The organism is Microbacterium sp. GQ128, assembly GCF_059758615.1.
Genome location: NZ_JCAXDY010000001.1, coordinates 933,655 through 960,652, shown reverse-complemented (window position 1 = coordinate 960,652; position 26,998 = coordinate 933,655). Strand labels below are relative to the sequence as shown.

The 26,998-nt window shown below is 69.7% G+C and carries 25 protein-coding genes; 15 read left to right on the top strand and 10 right to left on the bottom strand.

The window, feature by feature from the left end; translation table 11 throughout:
* Positions 1–1,317, bottom strand: coding sequence for a 3-phosphoshikimate 1-carboxyvinyltransferase (gene aroA, locus AC6CHX_RS04655; RefSeq protein WP_498271803.1), 1,317 nt, complete (start codon positions 1,315–1,317; stop codon positions 1–3).
* 70 nt (positions 1,318–1,387) lie between these two features.
* Between aroA and AC6CHX_RS04650 the strand changes: the two genes are divergently transcribed.
* Genes AC6CHX_RS04650 through AC6CHX_RS04640 form a run of 3 tightly spaced genes read left to right on the top strand, consistent with a single transcriptional unit; the run spans position 1,388 to position 3,629 of the window.
* Positions 1,388–2,050: a sigma-70 family RNA polymerase sigma factor gene (locus tag AC6CHX_RS04650; RefSeq protein WP_498271802.1), complete on the top strand. Its 663-nt coding sequence runs from the start codon at positions 1,388–1,390 to the stop codon at positions 2,048–2,050.
* Complete coding sequence (locus AC6CHX_RS04645; protein WP_136043410.1) at positions 2,047–2,292, top strand: zf-HC2 domain-containing protein; 246 nt, start codon at positions 2,047–2,049, stop codon at positions 2,290–2,292. The genes AC6CHX_RS04650 and AC6CHX_RS04645 overlap by 4 nt, the downstream gene beginning before the upstream one ends.
* Positions 2,293–2,324: 32 nt before the next feature.
* Positions 2,325–3,629 carry a GNAT family N-acetyltransferase gene (locus AC6CHX_RS04640; protein ID WP_498271801.1) on the top strand — a complete coding sequence of 435 codons (1,305 nt, stop codon included), beginning with the start codon at positions 2,325–2,327 and terminating at the stop codon, positions 3,627–3,629.
* 57 nt (positions 3,630–3,686) lie between these two features.
* Here AC6CHX_RS04640 and AC6CHX_RS04635 read toward each other — a convergent pair whose 3' ends face one another.
* Positions 3,687–7,361: a multifunctional oxoglutarate decarboxylase/oxoglutarate dehydrogenase thiamine pyrophosphate-binding subunit/dihydrolipoyllysine-residue succinyltransferase subunit gene (locus AC6CHX_RS04635; protein WP_498271800.1), complete on the bottom strand. Its 3,675-nt coding sequence runs from the start codon at positions 7,359–7,361 to the stop codon at positions 3,687–3,689.
* Positions 7,362–7,522: 161 nt separating this feature from the next.
* Between AC6CHX_RS04635 and guaB1 the strand changes: the two genes are divergently transcribed.
* The 3 genes from guaB1 to AC6CHX_RS04620 all read left to right on the top strand — a co-directional run bounded on the left by guaB1 (position 7,523) and on the right by AC6CHX_RS04620 (position 11,464).
* Positions 7,523–8,977, top strand: a complete 1,455-nt coding sequence (gene guaB1, locus AC6CHX_RS04630; RefSeq protein ID WP_498271799.1) for a GMP reductase — start codon at positions 7,523–7,525, stop codon at positions 8,975–8,977.
* 112 nt (positions 8,978–9,089) lie between these two features.
* The gene (locus AC6CHX_RS04625; RefSeq protein WP_498271798.1) at positions 9,090–10,406 is read left to right on the top strand and encodes a hemolysin family protein; all 1,317 of its coding nucleotides are present in this window, start codon (positions 9,090–9,092) and stop codon (positions 10,404–10,406) included.
* Complete coding sequence (locus tag AC6CHX_RS04620; protein ID WP_452325804.1) at positions 10,403–11,464, top strand: hemolysin family protein; 1,062 nt, start codon at positions 10,403–10,405, stop codon at positions 11,462–11,464. Before AC6CHX_RS04625 ends, AC6CHX_RS04620 begins: the two co-directional genes overlap by 4 nt.
* A gap of 61 nt (positions 11,465–11,525) precedes the next feature.
* On the opposite strand, the gene AC6CHX_RS04615 is transcribed toward AC6CHX_RS04620, so the two are convergent.
* A complete protein-coding gene (locus AC6CHX_RS04615) occupies positions 11,526–12,593 on the bottom strand; it encodes an NADH:flavin oxidoreductase/NADH oxidase (protein ID WP_498271797.1) in 1,068 nt (355 codons plus the stop codon).
* Between the two features lie 56 nt (positions 12,594–12,649).
* Between AC6CHX_RS04615 and AC6CHX_RS04610 the strand changes: the two genes are divergently transcribed.
* Genes AC6CHX_RS04610 through AC6CHX_RS04585 form a run of 6 tightly spaced genes read left to right on the top strand, consistent with a single transcriptional unit; the run spans position 12,650 to position 17,387 of the window.
* Positions 12,650–13,489 carry an NAD(P)H-hydrate dehydratase gene (locus tag AC6CHX_RS04610; protein ID WP_498271796.1) on the top strand — a complete coding sequence of 280 codons (840 nt, stop codon included), beginning with the start codon at positions 12,650–12,652 and terminating at the stop codon, positions 13,487–13,489.
* Positions 13,486–14,724 (top strand): hypothetical protein, encoded by a 1,239-nt coding sequence (locus tag AC6CHX_RS04605; RefSeq protein ID WP_498271795.1) that lies wholly within the window; start codon positions 13,486–13,488, stop codon positions 14,722–14,724. Before AC6CHX_RS04610 ends, AC6CHX_RS04605 begins: the two co-directional genes overlap by 4 nt.
* Positions 14,725–14,728: 4 nt before the next feature.
* Positions 14,729–15,058 (top strand): thiamine-binding protein, encoded by a 330-nt coding sequence (locus AC6CHX_RS04600; protein ID WP_136043402.1) that lies wholly within the window; start codon positions 14,729–14,731, stop codon positions 15,056–15,058.
* Positions 15,051–15,527 carry a GNAT family N-acetyltransferase gene (locus AC6CHX_RS04595; RefSeq protein ID WP_498271794.1) on the top strand — a complete coding sequence of 159 codons (477 nt, stop codon included), beginning with the start codon at positions 15,051–15,053 and terminating at the stop codon, positions 15,525–15,527. The genes AC6CHX_RS04600 and AC6CHX_RS04595 overlap by 8 nt, the downstream gene beginning before the upstream one ends.
* Before the next feature lie 9 nt (positions 15,528–15,536).
* Positions 15,537–16,766 (top strand): MFS transporter, encoded by a 1,230-nt coding sequence (locus AC6CHX_RS04590; protein ID WP_498271793.1) that lies wholly within the window; start codon positions 15,537–15,539, stop codon positions 16,764–16,766.
* 9 nt (positions 16,767–16,775) lie between these two features.
* Positions 16,776–17,387 carry an NUDIX domain-containing protein gene (locus AC6CHX_RS04585; RefSeq protein ID WP_498271792.1) on the top strand — a complete coding sequence of 204 codons (612 nt, stop codon included), beginning with the start codon at positions 16,776–16,778 and terminating at the stop codon, positions 17,385–17,387.
* Positions 17,388–17,397: 10 nt separating this feature from the next.
* Here AC6CHX_RS04585 and metX read toward each other — a convergent pair whose 3' ends face one another.
* From metX to AC6CHX_RS04570, 3 genes are all read right to left on the bottom strand, one after another.
* On the bottom strand, positions 17,398–18,603 hold the full coding sequence (gene metX / locus AC6CHX_RS04580) for a homoserine O-acetyltransferase MetX (protein WP_452325800.1): 1,206 nt from the start codon (positions 18,601–18,603) through the stop codon (positions 17,398–17,400).
* Positions 18,604–18,700: 97 nt separating this feature from the next.
* A complete protein-coding gene (locus AC6CHX_RS04575; protein ID WP_498271791.1) occupies positions 18,701–19,633 on the bottom strand; it encodes an endonuclease/exonuclease/phosphatase family protein in 933 nt (310 codons plus the stop codon).
* Positions 19,634–19,762: 129 nt separating this feature from the next.
* On the bottom strand, positions 19,763–21,085 hold the full coding sequence (locus AC6CHX_RS04570) for a bifunctional o-acetylhomoserine/o-acetylserine sulfhydrylase (RefSeq protein ID WP_136043396.1): 1,323 nt from the start codon (positions 21,083–21,085) through the stop codon (positions 19,763–19,765).
* A 195-nt stretch (positions 21,086–21,280) separates the two neighbouring features.
* On the opposite strand from AC6CHX_RS04570, the gene AC6CHX_RS04565 reads away from it, so the two are divergent.
* From AC6CHX_RS04565 to AC6CHX_RS04555, 3 genes are read left to right on the top strand one after another with little or no spacing between them, the layout of a single operon-like run.
* The gene (locus tag AC6CHX_RS04565; RefSeq protein ID WP_498271790.1) at positions 21,281–22,063 is read left to right on the top strand and encodes an SDR family oxidoreductase; all 783 of its coding nucleotides are present in this window, start codon (positions 21,281–21,283) and stop codon (positions 22,061–22,063) included.
* A 1-nt stretch (position 22,064) separates the two neighbouring features.
* Complete coding sequence (locus AC6CHX_RS04560) at positions 22,065–22,784, top strand: uracil-DNA glycosylase (protein WP_498271789.1); 720 nt, start codon at positions 22,065–22,067, stop codon at positions 22,782–22,784.
* 57 nt (positions 22,785–22,841) lie between these two features.
* Positions 22,842–23,453, top strand: a complete 612-nt coding sequence (locus AC6CHX_RS04555) for a GNAT family N-acetyltransferase (RefSeq protein ID WP_376104852.1) — start codon at positions 22,842–22,844, stop codon at positions 23,451–23,453.
* 121 nt (positions 23,454–23,574) lie between these two features.
* On the opposite strand, the gene AC6CHX_RS04550 is transcribed toward AC6CHX_RS04555, so the two are convergent.
* Genes AC6CHX_RS04550 through AC6CHX_RS04535 form a run of 4 tightly spaced genes read right to left on the bottom strand, consistent with a single transcriptional unit; the run spans position 23,575 to position 26,985 of the window.
* Positions 23,575–24,384, bottom strand: coding sequence for an ABC transporter ATP-binding protein (locus tag AC6CHX_RS04550; RefSeq protein WP_498271788.1), 810 nt, complete (start codon positions 24,382–24,384; stop codon positions 23,575–23,577).
* A complete protein-coding gene (locus tag AC6CHX_RS04545) occupies positions 24,381–25,172 on the bottom strand; it encodes an ATP-binding cassette domain-containing protein (protein WP_498271787.1) in 792 nt (263 codons plus the stop codon). Before AC6CHX_RS04545 ends, AC6CHX_RS04550 begins: the two co-directional genes overlap by 4 nt.
* Positions 25,169–26,038 (bottom strand): ABC transporter permease, encoded by an 870-nt coding sequence (locus tag AC6CHX_RS04540; RefSeq protein WP_498271786.1) that lies wholly within the window; start codon positions 26,036–26,038, stop codon positions 25,169–25,171. Before AC6CHX_RS04540 ends, AC6CHX_RS04545 begins: the two co-directional genes overlap by 4 nt.
* On the bottom strand, positions 26,035–26,985 hold the full coding sequence (locus AC6CHX_RS04535; protein ID WP_498271785.1) for an ABC transporter permease: 951 nt from the start codon (positions 26,983–26,985) through the stop codon (positions 26,035–26,037). Before AC6CHX_RS04535 ends, AC6CHX_RS04540 begins: the two co-directional genes overlap by 4 nt.
* Between the last annotated feature and the right edge of the window lie 13 nt (positions 26,986–26,998).

Sequence of the window (26,998 nt, the reverse complement as noted above, 5' to 3'; positions counted from 1 at the left end):
TCAACCTCGCAGCATCCGCTCCCAGAGCATCGTGAACTCCGGGAGGGTCTTCGCGGTGGTTCCGATGTCGTCGATCTCGACACCGGGCACGCGCAGGCCGATCAGCGCACCGGTCGTGGCCATCCGGTGGTCGTGGTGGGCGGCCCAGCTGCCGCCGTGCAGCGGGCGGGGGATGATGCGGAGCCCGTCCGGAAGCTCCTCGGCTTCCCCGCCGAGTGCGCGGACGTTGCCGATGAGCGCCGCGATCCGGTCGGTCTCGTGGAGGCGGATGTGGCCGATGCCACGGATGGTCGTCGGGGAGTCGGCGAACGCGGCGAGGCCGACGAGAGTCGGAGTCAGCTCGCTCGCCGCCGAGAGATCGAGGTCGAGACCGCGTATTCCGGAGCCGGCGCGCACCGTGAGGGTGCCGCCGTGACGCCCGACATGCGCTCCGGTGGCCTGCAGGATGTCCGGCAGCAGCGCGCCCGGCTGCGTCGAGTGCGCCGGCCAGCCGGTGACAGAGACGGAACCGCCGGCCACGAGAGCTGCGGCGAGGAACGGAGCCGCGTTGGAGAGATCCGGTTCGATCGCGATCTCCTTCGCCCGCGGCACACCCGCTTCGACGAGCCACTCGCCGACGGCCGGACGCTCGATGCGGATACCGCGGCGGCTCAGAGCCTCGATGGTCATGTCGATGTGCGGAAGGCTCGGCAGGTGCTCGCCGACGTGGACGAGGTGGAGTCCCACGTCGAATCGGGGCGCGGCGAGCAGGAGCCCGGAGACGAACTGGCTCGAGGCCGACGCGTCGATCTCGACGCGACCGCCGCGGATGCGCCCGTGACCGCGAATGGTGAAGGGGAGCGCCCAGGTGCCCTCGTCGTCGATGTCGACTCCGAGGTCGCGCAGCGCGCTGATCAGTCCCCCCATGGGGCGATGGAGTGCGGTCTCGTGCGCTGTGAGGTGCACATCGTGCTCGGCGAGGCCCGCCAACGGGGCGATGAAGCGCATCACGGTGCCCGCCTGGCCGCAGTCGATCGTCGTACCGCCGCGGAGCTTCGCCGGGGTGACCAAAAGGTCGGGGCCGAACTCGTGACCGGCATCCACCTCCTCGATACCCACACCCAGCGCACGCAGCGCGTCGACCATCCGGGCGGAGTCGTCGGAGTGGAGAGGGGCGATCAGTCGGCCGGGGCCGTCGGCGATCGCGGCGATCATCAGCTCCCGATTCGTCAGCGACTTCGAGCCGGGGATCGTGAGCTCGGCGTGCACGGGCACGTCGGTGGTGGGCGCAGGATAGGTGCCCTGCACCCGGGCGGGGGAATACCTGTTGGCGCTCATCGGTTCTCACCTTAGTGAACGCAGGGAGGTTCGTCGTGGAAGACAGGCTCCCTGAAGCGAAGGAGAGAGAATGACGGCGACCTTGGAGCGCGAGGTGATCGACCTCAGCGGCCTAGACTGGCCGGTGATGGATGACACCGCAACCGCAGACATCGTCGGCGACCCTCGACGTGAGTTCGAAGAGCAGGCGATCCCTTTCATGGATCAGCTCTACGCCGCCGCGATGCGCATGACGCGCAATCCCGCAGACGCCGCCGACCTCGTGCAGGAGACGTTCGTGAAAGCGTACGGCTCCTGGTCGACGTTCTCGCAGGGGACGAACCTCAAGGCGTGGTTGTACCGCATCCTCACGAACACGTACATCAACATCTACCGCAAGCGTCAGCGCGAGCCGTTCCAGGGCACGATCGACGAGCTCGAGGACTGGCAGCTGGGCGGTGCGGAATCCACCACGGCGTCGCACAGCCGCTCCGCCGAGGCCGAGGCCATCGACCGGATGCCGGCGTCGGTGGTCAAGGACGCGCTGCAGGCCGTGCCGGAGGACTTCCGGCTCGCGGTGTACCTCGCGGATGTCGAGGGCTTCGCGTACCAGGAGATCGCCGACATCATGAAGACCCCCATCGGCACCGTCATGAGCCGTCTGCATCGTGGCAGGCGGATGCTGCGGGAGCTGCTGGCAGATTACGCCGCCGAGCGGGGCATCGCCGCGGCTGAGACGAGGAGCAAGGGATGAGCGACTGCGGCTGCGACAAAGCGCGTCAGGATCTGGAGGAATACCTCCGCAACGAGGTGTGCAAGACCGAGCACACCGAGATCCGTGAGCATCTCGAGCACTGCCCGTCCTGCCGTGACGAGGCCCTCGTGGCGACGACCCTCACCGAGGTCATCGCCCGTGCCTGCAAGGAGACGGCTCCCGAACAGCTGCGCGACCAGGTGTTCGCCCGGCTGCGGGAAGTCCAGGCCGCCCAGCACTGACCTCCGTCCGAGGCCGTCGGTAGTGTGGATGGATGAGCTCCATCGATGCGCGGGACGTGCCCGCAGACACCACCTCGGCTGAACGGCTGGCGAACGCCGGACTCGAGTACCGCGTCGTCGATCTGACCGACGACGCGAGCGCCGCGGCCTTCCAGCGCGCGGTTGACCGCGGGTTCCTCGGCGCCGAACCGAGCACGGACATGCTCGTCCAGATCACGAAGACCTTCGCCGCACGGCGCAACATCGGCGTGTTCGAGAAGACGGCACCGGAAGCTGCGTTGCCGGTCGCGACCACCAACGCCTGGGTGACCCCGCTCACGCTTCCCGGCGGCGGCGAGATCGACATGTGGGCGATCAGTGTCGTCACGGTCGCCGCGACGCATCGGCGCCGCGGCATCGCCAGAGCCCTTCTGGAGGGCGAGCTGCGAGCCGCAGCATCCGCCGGGGTCGCCGTCGCCGGACTCACGGTGACGGAGGCGACGATCTACGGGCGCTATGGCTTCGGTTCTGCCGTCCCCGTCGCACGCCTGACCGTCGACACGCGACGTGCGGGATGGGGCGGCGCGACTCCGCCGGGTCGCCTGGAGTACATCGACCGCGAGACACTGGCCGCCGACCTCGGGGCGGTCCACGACCGCGCGCGGCGACGGGCAGCCGGACAGATCCCCGGTTGGCGCGGCCGCTGGGAAGGTTATGCCGGTGTCGCACCGACCGCCGACCGCGATAAGGCCCGTGGCGTCCACTATCTCGACGAGGACGGTGTGCTCCGAGGCGTCCTGGCCTACACGGTGTCCGAGGCGGGCGGCCCGCTTCGGTTCCGGATGGACGTCCGACTTCTCGTCGCCGAGACCGCCGACGCCCGCACCGCGCTGTGGCGTTTCGCCTTGCAGCACGACCTCGTCGCGGAGGTCGAGGCCGACCTCCGCCCACTGGACGACCCGCTGCCGTGGCTCGTCGCCGACTCCCGCGGCGTGAAGCAGGAGGTGCATGACCACGGATGGCTGCGCATCCTCGATCTGCCGGCCGCACTGACGGCACGACGCTATTCGGCGCCGCTGGACACGGTGCTGCGTGTCGAGGACTCCCTCGGATTCGCGAAGGGCGATTGGCGGCTGAGGGTCGATGAGTCCGGCGTCGCGACGGTCGAGGTCGCAGCCGAGGGCAGCGAGGCCGACATCGTGCTCGATGTCTCGGCACTGTCGTCGCTGTACGCCGGGGGAGTCCGCGCGGCGTCGCTGCACGGCGCCGGGCGGATCTCGGGTGACGCGGCGGCCGTCGAGGCTCTCGACCGGGCGCTGATCGCGTTCCCCGCGCCCTCCCTGGACATCTGGTACTGAAGCCGGAACGAGAAGGGCGCCCCGACCGAGGTCGAGGCGCCCTTCTTCGTCGGTCGATCAGCCGAGTGTGACGGCCGAGCGGATCAGAGCGGCCTGCTCGGCGGCGTGCACCTTCGACGATCCGGTCGCGGGCGACGCGGAAGCCGAGCGTGCGACGGGCCGGAAGGAGCGGTCGCCCGGAACGTCGGCGAAGGCAAGCGCGAGGAACGGCCAGGCACCCTGGTTCTCCGGCTCCTCCTGGACCCACACCAGCTCGGCGTTCGGGTAGGAGTCGGTGATCTTCTTGAGCTCGTCGATAGGCGTCGGGTAGAGCTGCTCGAGCCGGACCAGCGCGACCTCGGGGTTCGGGTTCTTCTCGAGTTCGGAGCGCAGGTCCCAGTGCACCTTGCCCGAGTGCACGAGCACGCGTTTGACGGCCGAACGGTCGAGACCGCGGTCGTCGTCGATCACCGGCTCGAACCGACCCTGCGTGAAGGCCTCGACCGGGCTCGTCGCTCCGCGCAGACGCAGCATCGCCTTCGGGGTGAACACGATGAGCGGCTTGCGCGGGCGAGCGTAGGCCTGGCGGCGCAGCAGGTGGAAGTACGACGCCGGGGTCGACGGACGGGAGACGATCATGTTCTCCTGTGCGCACAGCTGCAGGAAACGCTCGATGCGCGCCGACGAGTGGTCGGGTCCCTGGCCCTCGTAGCCGTGGGGGAGGAGCAGCGTCACGCTGGACTGCTGACCCCACTTCTGCTCGGCCGCCGAGATGTACTCGTCGATGACGGACTGGGCGCCGTTGACGAAGTCGCCGAACTGCGCCTCCCAGAGCACGAGAGCTTCGGGAGCCTCGACCGAGTAGCCGTACTCGAACCCGAGTGCGGCGTACTCGCTGAGCAGCGAGTCGTAGACGAAGAAGCGGCCCTGTGCGTCGGACAGATTCGACAGCGGCAGCCACTCCTGGCCGTTCGCGCGATCGTGCAGTGTCGCATGACGCTGCACGAAGGTGCCGCGGCGGGCATCCTGCCCCGCGAGGCGCACCGGGGTGCCCTCGACCAGGAGCGAGCCGAATGCGAGCAGCTCACCGAAGCCCCAGTCGATGCCGCCGTTGCGGCTCATGTCGAGACGCTTGTCCAGCAGCTGCTGGATCTTCGGGTGCACCGTGAAGCCCTCGGGCTTGTTGACGAACGCGTCGCCGATGAGCTGGATGACCTCGCCCGGCACGCCGGTGACATCGGGAGCGCCGACCTGGTCGTCCACCGGAGGCAGCTCCGGCGTGATCGGTGTCGCCCCGGTCTCGGCCGCGTGGGTCTCGGCGAACGCGATCTCGAGACGGTTCTGGAAGTCGGCCTTGGCCTCGTCGTACTCCTGCTCCGTGATGTCGCCGCGGCCGACGAGCGACTCGGTGTACAGGCGGCGGACCGACCGCTTCGCCTGGATCAGGTCGGTCATCAGCGGCTGCGTCATCGAGGGGTCGTCGCCCTCGTTGTGACCGCGTCGGCGGTAGCACACGAGGTCGATCACGACGTCGCGGTGGAAGCGCTCGCGGTACTCGAACGCGAGCTGCGCGACGTGGATGACGGCCTCAGGGTCGTCGCCGTTCACGTGGAACACCGGTGCCTGGATGGTCTTCGCCACGTCGGTGGAGTACACCGAGGTGCGTCCGTCGTTCGGAGTCGTCGTGAAGCCGACCTGGTTGTTCACCACGACGTGGATGGTGCCGCCGGTGCGATAGCCGCGCAGCTGCGACATCTGCAGCGTCTCGACCACGACGCCCTGGCCCGCGAAGGCGGCGTCGCCGTGGACGAGGATCGGCAGCCAGGCGAACGTGCCGATCGGCTTGCGGTCCTGCTTGGCGCGGACGATGCCTTCCAGCACGCCGTCGACCGTCTCGAGGTGCGAGGGGTTGGCGGCGAGGTAGACGGGCAGCTCGGACTTGTCGTCGGCGACGAAGGTGCCCTCGGTGCCGAGGTGGTACTTCACATCGCCGGAGCCGCGCTGGTTGCCGGGGGTCTGGGTGCCCTCGAACTCACGGAACACCTGACCGTAGGTCTTCCCTGCGATGTTCGTGAGCACGTTGAGGCGGCCGCGGTGGGCCATGCCGATCGCGGCACCCTCGAGGCCTGCGGTCGCGGCGCCCTGGAGAATCTCGTCGAGCAGCGGGATCAACGATTCGCCGCCCTCGAGCGAGAAGCGCTTCTGGCCGACGAACTTGGTCTGCAGGAAGGTCTCGAACGCCTCGGCCTCGTTGAGCTTGCGGAGGACGCGCAACTGCTCGTCGTGGCCGGGCTTCTGGTACTTGACCTCGACCTTCTCCTGGAACCAGCGGCGCTGCTCCGGGTCCTGGATGTGCATGTACTCGATACCCAGCGTGCGGCAGTACGAGTCGCGGAGCACCCCGAGGATGTCGCGGAGCTTGGCGATGCGCCGACCGCCGAAGCCGCCGGTGACGAACTCGCGGTCGAGGTCCCAGAACGTGAGGCCGTGGCTCTCGATCTCGAGGTCGGGGTGCGAGCGCTGCTGGTACTCGAGCGGGTCGATGTCGGCCATCAGGTGGCCGCGCACGCGGAAGGAGTTGATGAGCTCCTGCACGCGGGACTGCTTGTCGACGCGCTCCGCGAGGTCGACCGCGATGTCGGGGTTCCACCGGATGGGGGCGTACGGGATGCGGAGCGCCGCGAAGATGTCGTCGTAGAAGCCGCGCTGGCCGATGAGCAGCTCGTGCACCTTCTTGAGGAACTCGCCCGAGCCTGCACCCTGGATGACGCGGTGGTCGTAGGTGCTGGTGAGGGTGATGGTCTTGCCGATCGCCAGCTCGTTGAGCGTCTTGTCGCTCGCGCCCTGGAACTCGGCGGGGTACTCGAGCGCGCCGGCGCCGATGATGCACCCCTGGCCCTTCATGAGTCGCGGCACGGAGTGCACGGTGCCGATGCCGCCCGGGTTGGTCAGCGAGACGGTGGTGCCCTGGAAGTCGGCAGCAGTGAGCTTGTTGCCGCGAGCGCGGGTGACCAGGTCTTCGTACGCGCTGAGGTACTCGGTGAAGGACAGCGTGTCGGCGCGCTTGATGCTCGGAACCATGAGGGCGCGCGTGCCGTCGGGTTTGGGCAGGTCGATCGCGATGCCGAGGTTGACGTGCGCGGGCGCGACGACCGAGGGCTTGCCGTCGATCTCGGCGTAGAACACGTTCTGGCTGCGGAACTCGTCGAGCGTGCGGATGAGCGCCCACCCGATGAGGTGGGTGAAGCTGATCTTGCCGCCGCGGGTGCGCGCCATGTGGTTGTTGATGACGATGCGGTTGTCGATCATCAGCTTCGCGGGCACGGTGCGCACGCTGGTCGCGGTCGGGACGGTCAGCGACTCGTCCATGTTCGCGGCGAGGGTCTTCGGCAGGCCGCGGAGAGGCGTGACCTTGTCTTCCTCGACCGGCTCGGCGGCTTCCTTCGACTCGGGCTTGGGCGCGGGCTTCGGCGCCTGAGCCGGGATCGGCGCGGCGGCCGCCGGTTTCGCGGTCGTGCGGGCGACCGGCTGCGAGCCGATCACCGGGATCGGGGCCGTCACCGGATGTGCGGATGTGTCCGCAGCAGCGGGCGAGGACGAGGCCGTCTCCGAGTGGTACTTCTCGAGGATCGGCCACCACTCCTTGTCGACGGAGTCGCGGTTCACCTTGAACTGCTCGTAGAGCTCTTCGACGAGCCAGGAATTGGCTCCGAACCCCCCGTCGCCGTTGACGCCGGTCACCTGGTTCGACACTCTCGATCGCCCTCTTTCATCGCTGAAGCTCTCTGGTGCGGACGTCGTCGCAGGATGCGTTCGGGCCCGCACACTCTCGACCAACAAGCCTAACGTGTTTCGCTCGGGGAATCGTCGGAAGCCACGCGCCCACGGGGCTGCGATCTGGGTACCGTGGAGACATGGAGTTCTCTGGAGAGCAGCCGACCGTCGACCTGACCTACTCGGACGTCTTCCTGGTGCCGCGGCGATCCGGGGTCACCAGCCGTCTGCAGGTCGATCTGGCGCCGCTGGACGGCACCCCGGCGACCCTTCCGATCGTCGCCGCGAACATGAACTCGGTGACCGGACCGCGCATCGCGGCGGTGCTCGCCCGCCGGGGCGCGCTCGGCGTGCTTCCTCAGGACCTGCCGCTGCAGGATCTCGATTCTGCGATCCGCGACGTGAAGGACCAGCCGGTGCTCTGGGACACGCCGATCGTGCTCCCGCCGGAGGCTTCCGTCGCGGACGCGCTCCGCCTGCTTCCGGCCGCCGTGGGTCACGGGATCGTCGTCGCGCAGGGCGCCGCGCCGGTCGAGGTCGGCCGGATCCTCGGGGTGCTCCCGGCGACCAGGCTCGCCACCGCGCTGCCGGATGCGCAGCTCGGGGATCTCGTGCATCGCGGGACGCCGTCGATCGACGCCGATGACATCGGCTCGGAGCGGCACGCCTTCGACGTCATCACGGACGCCGACGTCGAGATGGTGACGGTGGTCCACCACGGACATCTCGTGGGTACTCTGAGCGCGCGGAGCGCACTCCGTTCGACCCTCTACCGCCCTGCCGTCGATGGGCACGGGAGATTGGCTGTGGCCGCGGCCGTCGGCATCAACGGCGACGTCGCGGCGAAGGCCAAGGCGCTCGCCGCAGCCGGAGTCGACGTGCTGGTCGTGGATACCGCGCACGGTCATCAGGAGGGCATGCTGCGGGCGCTGCGTGCTGTCGCCGAGCTCGACCTCGGGCTGCCGATCGTCGCCGGCAACATCGTCACCGCCGACGGCGTCGGCGACCTCGTCGACGCGGGCGCCACGATCCTCAAGGTGGGGGTGGGGCCGGGGGCGATGTGCACGACGCGCATGATGACCGCGGTCGGCCGCCCGCAATTCTCCGCCGTGCTCGAGACCGCTCAGGCCGCCAAGGAACTCGGTGCCCATGTGTGGGCGGACGGCGGCGTGCGCTACCCCCGCGATGTCGCACTCGCGCTCGCGGCCGGCGCCGCGTCCGTCATGGTCGGATCGTGGTTCGCCGGCACGATCGAAGCGCCGGGGGAGCTGCAGCGCGACAGCGACGGGCGCCTGTTCAAAGAATCCTGGGGCATGGCGTCGACCAAGGCGGTGCAGGCGCGCTTCGGCCGACTCGACGCCTACGAGCGGGCTCGCAAAGAGCTCTTCGCCGAGGGCATCTCCTCATCCAAGATCTACCTCGACCCGCTGCGACCCGGTGTGGAAGACCTGCTGGACATGATCACCTCGGGCGTGCGCTCGTCGTTCACGTACGCGGGCGCATCGTCCGTGCCGGAGTTCCACGATCGCGCGCTGGTCGGACTCCAGTCGGCGGCCGGGTACGAAGAGGGGAAGGCCCTGCCCGTCAGCTGGTGAGCGCGAGCGCGAGCACAGTCGTCTTCTGTACAATCGTCCGCATAATGGACGACCCTCCCAGTTGCAGAACATCGCCCCACTGTCCGCCTCTCTCGCAGGAGAGGAACCGCTGATGGACTACATCATGTTGGGCGTGGGGCTCCTTCTCACGGTCGGCACCGGCCTCTTCGTCGCCAGCGAGTTCGCGCTGGTCAACCTCGACCGCGCCGAACTCGAGGCGCGACAGGCTCGAGGTGAATCCCGGCTCTCGCTCACGATCGGCGCCCTCAAGCACACGTCGACGCATCTCTCGGCCGCCCAGCTCGGCATCACGCTGACGACGCTGCTCACCGGTTACACGATGGAGCCGGCGCTGTCGAACCTGCTTCGTCCGACGCTCCTCGCCTGGAGCATCCCGGAGGCGGCGGTCGCCCCCATCGCGACGATCGTGGCCATGCTCGTCGCCACCGTGCTCTCGATGATCCTCGGCGAACTCGTCCCGAAGAACTTCGCGCTCGCCCTGCCACTGGCGACGGCGAAGCTCGTCATCCCCTTCCAGGTCGCCTTCACGACCGTTTTCAAACCGGCTGTCGTCGTGCTCAACGGCAGCGCCAACGGCGTGCTGCGCAGCATGGGGATCGAGCCGAAGGAGGAGCTCTCCGGCGCCCGCAGTGCGGAGGAACTGTCCTCGCTCGTCCGACGCTCCGCCAGTGCGGGTCTGCTCGAGGCCGACACCGCGACGCTGCTCGACCGCACCCTGATGTTCTCTCGGCTGACCGCCGCCGATGTGATGACGGCGCGGCCGAGCATGCACGCGATCGCCGCGGGCGACTCGGTCGACGACGTCATCCAGCTCGCGCGCCGCACCGGACACAGCCGCTTCCCCGTGTACGACGACGACCTCGACGACATCACGGGCGTCGTGCACCTCAAGGCGGCCATCTCCGTGCCTCGCGACCGTCGGACCGAGGTTCCCGTCGGTGCTCTCGCGACCGAGCCGCTGCGTGTGCCCGAGACCGTGCACGTCGACGCCCTGATCTCCGAGCTCCGTGCCCGCGGGTACCAGCTCGCGGTCGTGGTCGACGAGTATGGCGGGACGGCCGGCCTCGTCACGCTCGAGGACCTCGTCGAGGAGCTGGTCGGCGAGGTGGCCGACGAGCACGACCGCACGAGGGCGGGAGTCATCCGCAACCGGGAGGGCGTGACCTTCCCCGGCGAGCTGCGGCCCGATGAGCTGCGCCGTCGCGCGGGCGTGGAGGTGCCGGAGGGTGATGTGTACGACACCGTCGGCGGCTACGTCATGAGCGTGCTCGAGCGTGTGCCCTCGGTCGGTGACGAGGTGCCGCTGGACAGCGGCATCCTCCAGGTCGTCCGGATGGACGGTCGGCGCGTCGACCGCGTCCGCTACGTGCCGAGTCCGCTCGACGCGGGAGAGGAGGCCACCCGATGAACGATTGGGGAGGACTCGCCTGGCTCGTCGTGCTCCTGGTCGCGAACGCCTTCTTCGTCGGAGGCGAGTTCGCGGTCATCTCGGCCCGACGGTCACAGATCGAGCCCCGTGCGGAGCAGGGGTCGCGCGCGGCGAAGACGGCACTGTACGCGATGGAGCACGCGACTCTGATGCTCGCGACGTCGCAGCTCGGTATCACGATCTGCTCGCTGCTGATCCTGAACGTCTCCGAACCCGCGATCCACCACCTGCTCGCCGTGCCGCTGCATGCGCTCGGCTGGCCGGACGGGGCTGTGGACGCCGTCTCGTTCGCGATCGCGCTGCTGATCGTCTCATTCCTGCACGTCGTGTTCGGTGAGATGGTGCCCAAGAACCTCGCGTTCTCGGTGCCGGACCGGGCGGTGCTGATCCTGGCTCCGCCGCTCGTGTGGGTGTCGAAGGTGTTCATGCCGGTGATCTGGCTGCTCAACGCTGCCGCCAACGGTGTGCTGCGCCTGTTCCGGGTGGAGCCGAAGAACGAGGCCGCCTCCACGTTCACGCTCGACGAGGTCGCGACCATCGTGAGCCAGTCGCGACGCGAGGGCGTGCTGATGGATACCGCAGGGACCGTCGCTGCCGCCGTCGAGTTCACCGACAAGAAGGCGCGGGACGTCGCCGTGCCTCTCGGTGATCTGGTGACTCTGCCGCAGTCGACCACGCCGGACGACATCGAGAAGGCCGTCGCCCGCTACGGGTTCTCCCGCTACGTGATCGTGGACGACGAGGCCGTGCCGATCGGGTACGTCCACCTGAAGGACATCCTGCGGGCGTCCGAAGGGCCGGACGCAGAGACGAAGATGATCCAGCCGGTCCCGGCCAAGCGCATCCACCACATGGTGCCGGTTCAGGAGGACACTGATCTGGAGGACGCCCTCGCGGTCATGCGCCGTGCGGGTCGCCACCTGGCGAAGGTGCGCGACGCGCAGGGCAACACGACTGCCGTGCTGTTCCTGGAGGACATCCTGGAGGAGCTGGTCGGCGAGGTGCAGGACGCGACGCGTCGCTTCCGCGGACGCTGATCCCAATGACGCGAAGGCCGCCGACCCGGGAGGATCGGCGGCCTTCGTCGCGTGCGCGCGGTCAGCGCCAGTGCGCGCGCTCGTACTGCGGAGGCCAGGCGACCTCCGAACCGAGTTCGTGGGCGGCGCGGAGGGCGAAGTGCGGGTCACGCAACCACTCCCGTCCGGCGAAGATCACGTCCGCCGCGCCGTCGGCGAGCACCTGCTCGGCCTGGGCCGACGCGGTGATGAGCCCGACCGCGGACACCGGGATGCGGCCGCCCTGGCGCACCGTCTCGGCGAGAGGCACCTGGTAGCCGGGGAACACGTCGATGCGCTGATGCGCCACGAGACCGCCACTGGAGACGTCGATCAGGTCGGCCCCGTGCTGTTCCGCCCAGTCGCCGACGATCGTCGCCTCCTCCGGGGTGAAACCGCCGTCCGCATGGTCGGTGGCCGAGATGCGGACGAGCAGCGGGACCTCGGCGCCGGCGGCGGTACGAACGGCATCCACCACGCGCAGCAGCAGTCGGGCACGGTTCTCGAGCGAGCCCCCGTACTCGTCGTCGCGCAGGTTCGACAGCGGCGACAGGAACTGGTGCAGAAGGTACCCGTGCGCCCCATGGATCTCGATGACGTCGAAGCCGGCGTCGAGCGCGCGGCGCGTGGCGGATGCGAAGGCCTCGACCACGCGGTCGATGCCCGCCAGGTCCAGAGCCGCCGGTTCCTCGAAGCCGTCGAACGCCACCGCCGAGGGTGCCGTGGTGGTCCAGCCGCCGTCCTCCTGCGGAACGGAACCGCGCAGGGGCGCCCAGGGCCACCAGGTCGATGCCTTGCGTCCCGCGTGCGCGAGCTGGATGCCGGCGTGCGCTCCGCGGTCATGGATGGCCTGGACGATCGGGGCGAGTGCGTCGCGCTGCTCGTCGTTCCAGAGACCGAGGTCGCGTGGCGAGATCCGGCCCTCGGGGACGACCGCTGTGGCCTCGGCGACGATCAGCCCGGCGCCGCCCGAGGCGAACTGGGCGAGGTGGGCATGGTGCCACTCCTGAGCAACGCCGTCGACGGCGCTGTACATGCACATGGGCGAGACCCAGAGGCGATTGCGGAAGGTGACGGATCGGATGCTCAGCGGGGAGAAGAGAAGACTCACCGTTCGACGCTACCCCCGCGGGCGTGCACCTCGGGCCGTCGCACTAACGTGGAGTCATGATCGAGGTGCGGGAGTGGTCACGCAGCGATACCGCACGGCTGTTCCGTGCGCCGACCGCGGACGACGACAAGTACGCCCGCGGGGTCGTGGCGCTGCGCACCGGATCTCCCGCCTACCCCGGCGCTGCGGTGCTGGGAGTCGAGGCCGCGTGGCGGGCGGGGGCCGGATTCGTGCGGTACGTGGGCGCCGAGCGGGTGGCGGATGCCGTCCTGGCTCGGCGACCCGAGACCGTCGTCGGTGCGGACACCGGTGGTTCGCGTATCGGAGCCTGGGTGATCGGCTCCGGCACGGATCCGACGCACCGCACCGATGCGGAGAGCGTCGCGCTCCGCGAAATCCTCGCCGGTGCGGTTCCCGTGATCATCGACGCGGGTGCGTTGGACCTCGCGCCGGGAGCTCGGGCGCCGTTCCTCGTCACCCCGCACGCGCGCGAGTTCGCACGGCTGCAGGAGCGTCTTCGGGTGCAGCCCCAGGGTGAAGACCACGATCGGGCGGATGCGGCACGGCAGCTGGCCGCGAAGATCGGCGGCACCGTGCTGCTCAAGGGGGCGCGGACGCTGGTCGCCGATCCGGGCGGAGCCGTCATCGCCGTGGAAGCGGGAACGGGGTGGCTGGCGACAGCGGGTACCGGAGACGTGCTCGCCGGCGTTCTCGGAGCGGTGATGGCTGCGAATCCCGGAGCCGCTCTCGCCGAGATCGCCGCTGCGGGCGCGTGGTTGCATGGTCATGCCGCACGGATCGCCGCCGGGGCGCTCGCCGACGGACCGGGGCATCCGATCGTCGCGATGGACGTGGCCGAGGCCCTTCCGCACGCGATCCAGGACGTCCTGGGGTGAGCCGCGACTCGACGACGAGGCTGCTCGTCCTGTGGTGCGCATTCCTCCTCGTGCACCTGCTCACCGCTCTGCTGGGCTGGGTGTATCCGAGCCAGCCCATGGGCGATGTCGTGCTCGTGTACGAGCCGTGGGCGTCGGCGGCTCTCGGGGGCGGGCCGATCGTCGGCGTCAGCGAGACCTGGGTCTATCCGCAACTCGCCCTGGTGCCCATGCTGCTGGCGGCCGGACTCGCTGCACCCCTGGTGCCCGTGCTCGGTGTCTCGAGCGCCTACCTCGTCGGCTGGGCGGTGCTGGTCATCGTGCTCGATGCGATCGCGTTCGGCGTGCTCGTCGGTCGCTCGCCCTCGCACGCACGGCGGGTCGCGGCTTGGTTCTGGTGCGGTGCCGTCCTACTGCTCGGGCCTATCGCGCTGTACCGGATCGACGCGATCACCGTGCCCCTCGCCGTGATGGGCGGGCTCTGGCTCGTCAGACGACCGATGGTCGCCGCCGCGCTGCTCACGGCCGGCGCCTGGATCAAGATCTGGCCCGGCGCACTCGTGCTGGCCGCCGTCGTGGCCGTCCGCGCGCGGCTGCGAGTGCTGCTCGGCGCGGTCGTCGTCACGGGCGGCGTGCTGGCGCTGCTGCTCCTGCTCGGCGCGGACACGGAGATCCTCGGTTTCCTGACGGAGCAGACCGGTCGCGGCCTGCAGATCGAGGCGGTGGCGGCGACGCCCTTCCTCTGGCTCGCCGTCGCAGGGGCTGCGCGCATCGAGTACAGCTTCGAGATCCTCACGTTCCAGGTCACGGCGCCGGGGGTGGATGCCGTCGCCGCGGCGCTCACCCCGCTGATGGTGGTCTGCGTGGGGGTGGTCACCGCGATCGGCGCGGTGAAGGCGATGCGCGGGGCCGCGTTCCCTCGGCTCTTCCCGCCACTCGCGCTCACCCTCGCGACGCTGCTCATCGTCACCAACAAGGTCGGCTCTCCCCAGTTCCAGACCTGGCTGATCGCGCCGGTGATCCTGTGGATCGTCCTCGACCGGGCCAGAGCGCGCATTCCCGCGGTCATGGTGCTCGCGCTGTGTCTGCTCACCTGCCTGGTCTACCCGCTCGGCTACGACGCCCTGCTGCGCGCTGAAGCGCTCGCCGTGGCGGTGCTCACCGTGCGGAATGTCCTCCTCATCGTCCTCCTCGTCCTCGGCCTCCGCGCGCTTCTGCGCGTGCCCGCCGCCCACCATCCGAAACCCCGGGAGTGAAACCATGCTGATCGCCTTCTCCGTCGCCCCGAGCGGCACGCCCGCCGAAGGAGCCGAGCGAACCGACGCCTCCGTGCACGACGCGGTGGCCGCGGCCGTCCGCGTGGTGCGCGAGTCCGGCCTGCCGCATCGCACGACGAGCATGTTCACCGAGATCGAAGGTCCCGACTGGGACTCGGTGATGGACGTCGTCAAGCGCGCCACCGAGGCGGTCATGCCGTTCGGCTCGCGGGTGTCGCTGGTGCTCAAGGCCGACATCCGCCCCGGATACTCGGGCGAGCTCGATGCGAAGATCGAGCGCCTCGAGGCGGCGATCGAGGAGTCGGATGACTGATCGCCGCGCTTTCGCGGTGGTCCATACGCGTCCGGCCCTCGCGGGCGACGTCGAGTGGATCGCAGAACTGCGGGCGGTGGTGCTCCGGGCGGACCTGACGCGGCTCGGTCGCTACGACGACGCGCGTGTGCGGCAGCGGTTCCGAGACGCGTTCGAGCCGACCCAGACCCGGATCATCGTCGTGGACGACCAGGAGGTCGGCTCCGTCGCGCTCCGCGACGAAGGCGGGTCGCGCTGGCTGGAGCACTTCTACATCGCTCCCTCGCATCAGGGGGCCGGCGTCGGGGGACGCATCCTGACGATGCTCCTGGACGATGAGGCGACCCACCGGCTCAACGTGCTCCAGGGCAGTCCTGCCCAGGCGCTCTACGAGCGGCACGGCTTCGTCGTCGAGAGGCAGGACGAGGTCGACGTCTTCCTGCTGCGTGAGCGGAGGAGCGAGCGCGACGCCCTGTCGGACGGCCGCTAGGCTGTACCGGTGAATCCCTCGACTGAATCGAGGGGTGCGGCGAAGTGGGCGCTCCTCTCTCTCGCCATCGGCAGCTTCGGCATCGGCATGACCGAATTCGTGGTCATGGGCCTGCTGCCCAACATCGCCGCCGACCTGCTGCCCTCGCTCTGGGCCACGAGCCAGGAGGAGGCGCTCAGCCAGGCAGGCTGGCTGATCTCGCTGTATGCGCTGGGCGTCGTGGTCGGTGCGCCGACCATCGCCGGCTTCGTCGCGCGCTTCCCGCGGCACCGGGTCATGATCGTGCTGGCTCTTGCTCTGACGATCTTCAACGCGCTCACCGTGGTCCTGCCCACGTTCGAACTCGTCGCCGCCTCCCGGTTCCTGGCAGGGCTCCCGCACGGCGCGTACTTCGGCATCGGCGCCCTGGTCGCGGCCGACGTCATGGGTCCGGGCAACCGTGCCAAGGGCGTGGCCTTCATCCTCACGGGGCTGACGGTCGCCAACGTGGTCGGTGTGCCGCTCGGCACGTTCCTCGGGCAGCAGTGGGGCTGGCGCGCCGCGTTCGCGGTCGTCGCGCTGGTGTTCGCCGTGGCGACGCTCTTCATCGCGCTGTTCGTTCCGCAGCATCCCGGCGATCCAGGGCGCACGATGCGCCAGGAGCTCCGGGTCTTCCGCATCCCGCAGGTGTGGTTCACGCTCGGCGTGGGTGCGATCGGTTTCGGCGGCTTCTTCGCCGTCTACAGCTACATCGCGCCTCTCGTGACCGAGGTCGCCGGGTCTCCGGACTGGGCGGTGCCCATCGTCCTGGTGCTCATGGGTCTCGGGATGACCGCGGGAAACCTCGTCGGCGGTCACCTCGCCGACATCGACCTGCGCCGCACGCTGCTCTTCGGGCTCGCCGCGATGGCCGTGGTGTTCGCCCTGCTTGCCGTGCTGTCGTTCTGGATCGTGAGTCTGGGGCTTCTCGTGTTCGTGGTCGGGTTCGTGTCGTCGGTGCTGAGCCCGACGATCCAGACGCGTCTGATGGATGTGGCGGAAGACAACCAGTCGATCGCTGCGGCGATGAACCACTCCGCTCTCAACATCGGTAACAGCCTGGGTGCCTTCCTCGGCGGCCTCGTGATCGCGGCAGGGTGGGGCTTCACGGCGCCCGCGTGGACCGGAGCCGCCCTTGCCGTGGCGGGCCTACTGATCGCCCTGCTGTCCTATCGGGTGGAAGCGCGTCGTCCCGCAGTCCTCGAGCGGGTCGCGTCGTAGAGTGACGGGGTGAGCACGCTCCCGCATTCCCTGCCCGTCGCCGGCACGGTCGTCCTGCTGCGCGCAGCCGATACCGGCTTCGAGGTGCTGCTGATGCGTCGGCCCGATCGTGGATCGTTCGCCGGTGCGTGGGTCTTTCCCGGCGGCAAGGTCGAACCGGCCGATCGACGCGGCGGCGACGAGGAGGTCGAGGACGCGCGTCGTGCGGCGATCCGGGAGACCTACGAAGAGGTCGGGGTCGTCGTCGAAGAGCTGGTGGCGTTCTCCGAATGGCATCCGCCTGTCGAGGTGCCCACGCGCATCCATACCTGGTTCTTCCTCGCTGCGGCACCGGCGGCCGACCCCTCACCCTCGGAGGACGAGGTGGCGGACCTCGCGTGGGTCCGTCCCGCCGAGGCCCTGGCGCGGCACGGTGCAGGGGAGTGGATGCTGTTCCCGCCGACCTGGATGACGCTGCATCAGCTGTCGGCCTTCACCGACGCGGCATCCGCTCTCTCTTCGGGCGGTGCCGTGCAGCTGTTCCAGACACGCGTCGTGGGCTCGGGTGCCGCGCAGGCGTTCGCGTGGGAACAGGGGCGTCTCGAGGCGGCCGAGCTGCCGTGGCGCTTCCTCTCGGCGTGAGCGGAGCGGATCAGCTCGCGAGCAGTCGCCGCAGGTTCGCGCCGACGATGTCGGTCTCGATGAGGAAGCCGTCGTGCCCGAAGTCGCTGGCCACCACCACCGCCTCTCCGTCGATCACGTTCGGGATGCTGCGGGCGATGCGTTGCTGTCCGTCGACGGGGAACAGCCGGTCGCTGTCGATGCCCAGGACGAGGGTGGTGGCGGTGACGGCGTGCAGCGCCTCTTCGACTCCGCCGCGCTCGCGACCGACGTCGTGCGAGTTCATGGCCTCGACGAGCGTGATGTAGCTGTTCGCGTCGAAGCGACGGGTGAATTTGTTGCCGTGGAAGTCGAGGTACGACTCCACGGCGAAGCGTCCGCCGTGGCCGAGAGGTGAGACATCCGATTGCCACGACCGCTGGAAGCGCTGGTTCAGCTCGATCGGGCTGCGATAGTTCAGCAGCGCCATCCGCCGTGCCAGCGCGAGTCCCCGGTGCGGGCCGTCGCCGTCTCCGAGGTCGTAGTACTCGCCGCCCTGGAACCGCGGATCCATGCGGATCGTCTCGAGCTGCACCGTGTTCAGCGCGATCTGGTCGGCGGTGGTCACCGGGGGAGAGGAGAGCACGGCGAGGCGCTCGACGCGTTCCGGATGTGTGACCGCCCATTCGAGGGCGTGCATGCCGCCCATGGATCCGCCGATGACCGCGGCCCAGCTGTCGATGCCGAGCGCATCGGCGAGCCGCACCTGCGCCGCCACCTGGTCGCGGATCGTCAGGTACGGGAAGCGCGATGCCCATTCGTAGCCGTCGGGGGCGACGCTCGCCGGTCCGGTCGATCCCTGGCAGCCGCCCAGCATGTTCGGAGCGATGACGAACCAGCGGTCGGTGTCGAGCGGCGCTCCGGGGCCGGTGATGTCCTCCCACCACCCCACGGTCGGGTGGCCGGATCCTGCGGGCCCCCGCACATGGCTGTCGCCCGTGAGGGCATGCAGCACGAGGATCGCATTGTCGCGAGCGGCATTCAGCTCACCCCACGACTCGTACGCGATGCGGATGCCCGGCAGCTCCTGACCGCTCTCGGTGGAGAAGGCGCCGAACGCGGCGAAACGCCTGCCGCCGACCGGGTCGCCGTCGCGCCAGGCACCGGTAGCCGGTGGGCGGGCACGGAGCAGCCGGACGTCGGCCTCCGTCACGGGTGCCGACGGCACCGTGTCCTCGGAGGTCGTCTGCCAGTCCATCCCTCCATTGTCGCCTGGTCGAGCACCCGTCGGCGGCAGGTTACGACTCGGTGTCGCGCCATCCGCGGCGCCGCGGCTCGGACCAGGGGCGCAGGACTCAGCGCACGCGAGTCATCGTGGCGAGGTGGTCGCTGTTCCCGGTGCGCAGCGTGCCTGAGGCGACGACGTCCACTCCGCGGACGAACACCTGGTCGATCCGGACGAGCGGAAGGGCTGCCGGCCAGGTGAATCCGAGCGTTCCGTCGGTCGGCCGTGCCCAGTCGGCCTCGGCCCGCAGCGCGGCGAGGGCCGGGTCCGTCGACGGCGCGTTGAAGTCTCCGACGACGACGAGTGCCGTGGCCTCGTCGGCGACGACCTGCTCGGCGATGCCGTGCAGCATGGTGTCGCGGTCCTGCTGCTGCCCAGGGCGCACGGATGCGGCGTGCAGGACATAGACGGCGACCGGGCCCGCGGGGCTCTGCACCTCGACCCGGAGCGCGCGCTTCCAGCTGAGCCCGAGCGCGAGCGGTTCGGCACTCGCCAGGGGGTATCGACTCCACAGCGCAACCGTGCCGACCGTGTAGGAGTGCGGGTAGGCGTCGGCGAGCACCTCGCTCGCGGCGGAGAGGCTGTCGCCGTCGAGTTCGGTGAGTGCGATCACATCCGCCTCGCTCCGCGCGAGTTCGGTGGCCGAGGCGGCGGCGCTGCCGGAGTGCGCGCGCACGTTCTGGCTCGCGATCGTGAGTTCGCCCTCCGCGCCGGCCGGCGCCGGGAGGCCGGGAAGCGCGGGAACCATCGCGAGAACCCAGAGGAGTGCGGGCACCAGGAGGAGCACGATCACGCGCCGCGCGAGGAAGAACGCCGTGACGACGAGGACGAGGATGACGAGCCCGAGCCAGGGGAGGACCGCGGCGACAGCGGTACCGATCACGCCGGGGATCCAGCCGCACGCGACCAGGACCAGCACGATGATGCCGGCGATCGCGAGACGGCGGGCACGGCGCGTCGTTGCTCGGCGGGCGAGCGGTGCTCGGTGTGCGACGTCGATCATGCAATCCTCACGGTGGGGATCCCATTCTCGACGGAGCCGCCTGTGGTTCGGCCGGATGGTGACCCCGCCGCGAACGTGAGGATGCCCCGGACCACGTGGTCCGGGGCATCCTCATGACTGTCCTGTGCGTCAGGCGCGAGCAGCCTCCGACACGGCGCGTGCCGCGGCGAGAGCCTGGTCGAGGTCGGCCTTCAGGTCCTCGATGTTCTCGATACCCACGGAGAGGCGGACGAGGCCCGGCGTGACGCCCGCGGTGAGCTGCTGCTCGGGGGTGAGCTGCGCGTGGGTCGTCGACGCGGGGTGGATGACGAGCGAGCGCACGTCGCCGATGTTGGCGAGGTGGCTGAACAGCGACAGGCTGTTCACGAACTCGCGTCCGGCCTCGACACCGCCCTTGAGCTCGAACGACAGCACGGCGCCGACGCCCTTGGGGGCGTACTCGTTCGCCTTGGCGTACCAGGGCGAGGAGGGCAGACCCGAGTAGTTGACCGTCGCGACGTCGTCACGGCTGTCGAGCCACTCTGCGATCTCCTGCGCGTTCTGCACGTGACGCTCGATGCGCAGGGACAGGGTCTCGATGCCCTGGATGAGGTTCCAGGCGCTCTGCGGCGCGATGGCCGAACCCAGGTCGCGCAGCAGCTGCACGCGGGCCTTGATGATGTAGGCCAGCGGGTCGCCGACCGCGGCGGTGTAGCTCGCGCCGTGGTACGAGGGGTCCGGAACCGTGAGGCCGGGGAACTTGTCGACGTTCTTCGACCACTCGAACGTTCCGCCGTCGATGATGGCGCCGCCGATGGTGGTGCCGTGTCCGCCGAGGAACTTCGTGACGGAGTGCACGACGATGTCGGCGCCGAACTCGAACGGACGGATCAGGTACGGGGTCGCGATCGTGTTGTCGACGATCAGCGGGACGCCGGACTCGTGTGCGATGTCGGCGACGGCGCGGATGTCGAGGATGTTGATCTGCGGGTTGCCGATGGTCTCCGCGAAGAACAGCTTCGTGTTCGGGCGGACCGCGCGACGCCATTCCTCGGCGTCGTCCTGGTTCTCGACGAAGGTGACCTCGATGCCGAGCTTGGCGAGCGTGTACTTGAAGAGGTTGTACGTGCCGCCGTAGATCGAGCTCGAGGCGACGAAGTGGTCGCCGGCCTGCGCGATGTTGAGGATCGCGAAGGTCGAGGCAGCCTGGCCGCTGGCGAGCACGAGTGCGCCGGTGCCGCCCTCGAGCGCGGCGAGGCGCTGCTCGAGCACGTCCTGCGTCGGGTTCTGGATGCGGGTGTAGATGTTGCCGAACTCCGCGAGGGCGAAGAGGTTCGCCGCATGGTCCGCGCTGTCGAACACGTAGGAGGTGGTCTGGTAGATCGGCGTGGCGCGAGCCTTCGTGACCGGGTCGGGGGCAGCGCCGGAGTGGACCTGCTTGGTCTCGAAGCGCCAGGACTCAGGTGCGGACATGTTTTCCCCCAGGAGTGGTCGGAAGGTCGGATGGCGAATGCCGTTGCAGCGAGAGTACGGAACATCGGTCCGTGTCAACAACAACCGGGAAATGTGACGTAACACGGTGGAGGCCCGGAATCACGCGGGAGAAGGGTTCCGCGACAGCCCCGTGCGGGTCTGCGCATTCCCGGCGGAACATCGTACGGTGGAAGCATGGTGAACAGACGTGCAGTGGTGACAGGTGCGAGTTCGGGGATCGGCGCGGCAACGGTGCGCGCACTCCGCGCACGAGGATGGGATGTCGTCGGGGTCGCCCGGCGGGAGGACCGTCTGTCCGCGCTCGCCGCGGAGACCGGGGCCTCGGCCATCGCCTGTGACCTGACCGATCCCGCTGCTGTCGACGCGCTCGTCTCGGAGCTCGAGAAGTCCGGGCCGGTGCACGCACTGGTGCAGGTGGCCGGCGGGGCCCGGGGGACCGACCGCATTGAGGACGCGTCGGCCGCGGACTGGCAGTGGATGTTCGACGCCAACGTGCTGGCGACGCAGCGCCTCGTCGCCGGATTGCTTCCGCTTCTGCGTCGGGCTGCTGCGGCAGACGGCCACGCCGACACGCTCTTCGTGACCTCGACCGCCGCGCAGTCGGCGTATGCGGGAGGTGCGGGATACAACGCCGCGAAGGCCGCCGAGGGAATGCTGGTGAAGGTCCTCCGCCAGGAGCTCAACGGCGAACCGATCCGCGTCGTCGAGGTCGCGCCCGGCATGGTCCACACCGAGGAATTCACGCTGAACCGCCTGGGGGGAGACGTCGCCGCCGCCGAGGCTGTGTACTCCGGCGTCGAAGCGCCGCTTCTCGCCGAAGACGTCGCCGACGTGATCGCCTATGCGTTGGAGTCGCCGGGACACGTCAACCTCGACCTGATCACGATGCGCCCGGTTGCGCAGTCGGCGCAGCACCTGCTCGCGCGCGGTCCGCTGCGCGTGCGCTCCATCGACTGACGTGGCGCCGTCTCTCGCCGAGCTCGCTGCCGACCGTCGGATCGACGCGGGGTGGGCGGAGGCGCTCGCTCCGGTCCAGGACACCATCACGGAGATAGGCGAGCGACTCCGCGCCGAGCAGGCGGCCGGGCACGGGTACCTGCCGTCCGGCGAGAACGTGCTCCGGGCCTTCCAGCGGCCACTCGCCGATGTGCGTGTGCTGATCACCGGACAGGACCCGTATCCGACGCCCGGTCACCCGATCGGTCTGTCGTTCGCGGTCGACCGTGACGTGCGACCGCTGCCGCGCAGCCTCACCAACATCTACAAGGAGCGCGAGAGCGATCTCGGCATCCCGCCGGCACCCCACGGCGACCTGACCGCGTGGAGCGATCAAGGCGTGCTCCTCCTCAACCGTGTGCTCACCGTGCGCCCGGGTGCCGCCGCCTCGCACCGCGGGTGGGGGTGGGAGAAGGTCACCGAACTCGCGATCCGGACGCTCGTCGCCCGCGATCAGCCGCTCGTCGCCGTGCTGTGGGGCAAGGACGCCGCGAACCTGCAGCCGATGCTGGACTCGACGCCGATCATCGCCTCGGCCCACCCGTCTCCGCTGTCTGCCAGCCGCGGCTTCTTCGGCTCCCGCCCGTTCTCCCGCGTGAATGCGCTCCTCGCGGAGCAGGGTGCGGAGGCGATCGACTGGCGGGTGGGCGGCGAGCCTGCGGAGGCTGAGCGCCTGATCTAGGTGCTGCGATCGGTGGGAGAGTGGAGGGTGAAGCCACTCCGTCTCTAAGCTGAGCGCATGCAGTTCGAACCGGGGGATCGCCGCCGTGTCCTCCCGCGCCACCTCCGCCCCGAGGTCGCGCCCGAGGTCTTCTCGTACACGATCCGTGCAGCGCGTCCGGCTGACCTGCCTCACGTCCGCGAGATCTACAACCATTTCGTGAGCAACTCGGCTGTGACGCTCGACGAGCGGCGCAGCAGCATCCCGTACTGGCGTGACAAGTACGCGCTGCTCACTCGCCTGGAACTGCCGTTCCTCGTGGCGGTCTCGCCGGCCGGCGTGGTCATGGGATACGCGCTCGCGCAGCCCTGGGCCGGTAAGAACGCCTACAAGTACACGGTCGAGGACTCGATCTACCTCGGACCGGGCGCGGGCGGGAAGGGGCTCGGCGCGGCCCTGCTCCAGGCGCTGATCGATGCCTGCGAGCAGATCGGCCTCCGCGAGATGGTCGCGGTGATCAGCGACAGCGGTGCGGAGGCTTCGATCCGGCTGCACGAGAAGCTGGGGTTCGTCGAAGCCGGTCGCATGGGCCGGGTCGGCTACAAGTTCGGCCGCGACCTCGGCACGGTGTACATGCGGCGCGTGCTCAAGCCGACCGGACGCCGTCGAAGGCTCTTCGGTGCGCGCTGACGACGCATCCTCTCACCGATCCCCGACTCACCCCTTTCTGTGCGAACCACCCCTTTCCGTGCGCACGCAGGGGGGTGGTTCGCACGCAAGAGGGTGGCTCGACCTCGCGGGTCGCGGCGGCTCAGTCGCGGGTGGCGCGAGGGGGTGCGGCCGGGATCACCGGGATCGCCGCGAGCAGCGCCTTCGTGTAGTCCTCCGTGGGGTGCAGCAGCACATCCTGAGTCGAACCCCGCTCGACGATGTGGCCGTCCTTCATCACGACGACCGCGTCGCACAGGTTCTGGACCACGCCGATGTCGTGCGACACCAGCAGGAGCGTGAGGGCGGTCGTGCGGCGGAGCTCGATCAGCAGCTCGAGGATCTGCGCGCGCACCGTCACGTCGAGGGCGGAGAGCGGCTCGTCGCCGACCAGGATGCGGGGGCGGTGCACGATCGCCCGGGCGAGCGCGATCCGCTGGCGCTGGCCACCCGAGAACTCGTGCGGGTAGCGGTCGCCCATCTCGGGCTCGAGCCCGACCTGCGCCAGCACTTCGCGTACTCGCGCCCGGTGGTCTCCCTCGATGCCGAGCGCCCACAGCGGCTCCCGCACGATCTGACCGGCGGTCATCCGCGGGTCGAGCGACGCGTACGGATCCTGGAAGACCAGCCCGGTCTCCCGCCGCAGCCAGTGCAGCGACTTCGCAGATGCCGCAGCGTCGACAGGCCGCCCGTCGATCGACACGGTCCCGGTCGTGGGACGGTCGAGGCCGAGCAGCAGCCGCACGAGCGTGGACTTCCCCGATCCCGACTCGCCGATGATCCCCACCGACGAGCCCTCGACGACATCGAGGTCGGTCTCCGCCAGCGCCGTCTGCGTGCGCGTGCGCTCGAACGCGGTCCGCTTCGGGACGACGAAGTCGCGGCGGAGTCCCCGTGCCTCGATCAGACTCATGCGGCACCGCCCTTCGGGCGCCAGAGAGTCGCGGTGGCATCCCGCAGCAGCCCCTGGGTGACCGGCGAGGTAGGAGTCGACAGCAGCGTCGAGACGGGGGCGGCCTCGACGACGCGTCCGTGCTCGAGCACCACGCCCTCGGTCGCGACCTGCGCGAGCACGGCGAGGTCGTGCGTGATGAACACGAGCGACATCCCCTCGTCGGCGACGAGCGCGAGCAGCAGGGAGAGGATCTCGGCCTGGATCGTGACGTCGAGCGCGGTGGTCGGCTCGTCGGCGATGAGCAGCCGCGGACGACAGGCGAGTGCCATGGCGATCGCGACGCGCTGGCGCTGACCGCCCGAGAGCTGGTGCGGGTACCGGTCCACGATCGACTCGGGATCGGGGAGCCGTACGCGTGCCGCTTCCGCGATTGCGCGCTCTCTGGCTTCCCGACGGCCGAGCCCCTCGTGGATGCGGATCGACTCCGCGATCTGCCGCCCCACCGTCCGGATGGGGTTGAGTGCCGTGCGGGGCTCCTGGAACACGATGCCGATGTCGTCCCCGCGGAGCTTCGCGAGCTCCCGATCCGGCATCCCGATCAGCTCGACGCCGTTCCAGCGGATGCTGCCGCTCGCGGTCGCGCCGTCAGGGAGCAGCCCGAGGACCGCGAGGGCGGTGAGCGACTTGCCCGATCCCGATTCCCCGATCAGCCCGAGCCGCGCGCCGTCGGGTACCTCGAACGAGATCCCGTCGACGACGCGACGTCCGTTGATCTCGATCACGAGGTCCTGCGCGGACAGGCTCATGCGACCACTCCCGGGGTGTGGACCTCGGCGGCGCGGTGCCGCAGGGTCGGATCGGTCGCCTCACGGAGCCCGTCTCCGAGGAGGTTGAGCGCGAGCACGGTGATCGTGATGGCGAGCCCCGGCCAGATGACGGACAGCGGGTGCACGCCGATGTAGCGCTGGAGGTCGGCGAGCAGCAGTCCCCAGCTCGGCTCGACCACCGATGCGCCGAATCCGAGGTAGGACAGACCGGCCTCGGCGAGCACCGCGACCGCCATCGACCAGGAGAGCTGCACGATGAAGACCGGAGCGACGTTCGGCAGCAGATGCCGCACGAGGCTCTGCGTCGGCGTGAGACCCGCGGCACGGGCGGCGAGTACGAAGTCGCTCTGCTGCACGCGGCGCAGTTCGGGCCGGGTGACACGGGCGATGTTCACGCCGAAGCCGATCCCCACGGCCCAGATCACGACCCAGAGCGAGCCGCCCCAGACGGACGAGATCATCATGGCGATCAGCAGCACGGGGAAGGCGATCAGGATGTCGACGAGCACCGCGACGGTCTCACGCATCCACCGAGCGGTGAGGGCGCCGAGGGCTGCCAGGGCGATGCCGACGAGCGTGGCCACGATTCCCGCGCCGATGCTGACGAAGACCGTCGTGCGCGCGCCCGCCATCAGCAGGCTCAGGATGTCGCGGCCGGTGTCGTCGGTGCCGAGCAGGTGCGGCCAGCTCGGGGGAAGCCAGCGGTCGCCGATGTCCGACGCCTGCGGGTCGAACGGGGTCCAGAACAGCGCCACGATCGCGGTCAGGGCGATCACGACGACGACGATGAATCCGAAGCGCCCCGTCGGGGTGCCCCAGAGTCGGCCGAGCCAGCGCGGCGTCATGCGGCCTCCCGCTGTCGAGGATCGATGGCGCGGTGCAGAAGGTCGACGACGAAGCCCACGATCAGCACGAAGCCGGTGAGCACGAGCAGTTCGCTCTGCACCTTGATGAGGTCGCGGGTGCCGACGTCGGCGACCAGCATCCGCCCGATGCCGGGGAGGGTGAACAGCTGCTCGATGATGACGGATCCGACGATGATCCCGGCGACCTGGAGTCCGAGCACCGTGATGATCGACAGTCCCACCGCAGGGATACCGTGCTGGATGAGCGCGCGCGTGCGGGTCAGCCCTTTCGCCGCTGCGGTGCGGACGAAGTCCTGTCCGGCGGCCTGCAGGGTCGCGCTGCGCACGAAGCGCATGAGCATGGCGCCCTCGACCACGCCGATCGTCAGCGCGGGGAGCATCAGCGATTCGATCGCCCGCCCGGGCGTGGACCAGCCGGTGCGCGGGAATCCCTGCGGCGGGAACCAGCCGAGCCAGACCGAGAACACGACGATGAGCATCATGCCGGCCCACACGACGGGCACGGCGGCCAGCGTCTGGGCGCCGACGCTGAGGGCGGTGCCGGTGCGGCGGCCGCGCAGGAGGGCGGCGAGGATCCCGAACGGCACCGCGATCAGCACGGCGATGAGCAGCGACATGATGCCGAGGGGCACGGTGACCTGGGCCTTGAGCAGCAGTTCTTCGCCCACCGAGGCGCCCGAGAGCAGTGAGGTGCCGAGGTCACCCCGGAAGATCCCGCCGATCCAGTCGGTGTACTGCGTGAAGAGCGGCTGGTTCAGCCCGAGCGACTCCCGGAGGGCGTCGACCTCGGCGGGGGACGCCTGGGTGCCGGCGATCAGCTGAGCGACGTCTCCCGGGAAGACCCGGAGGGTGAGGAAGATGAGCACGCTCGACACGAGGAGCCCTGCGATGAGCAGGGCTCCTCGGACGAGCGCGTAGCGGATCACGAAGGGGTGACCG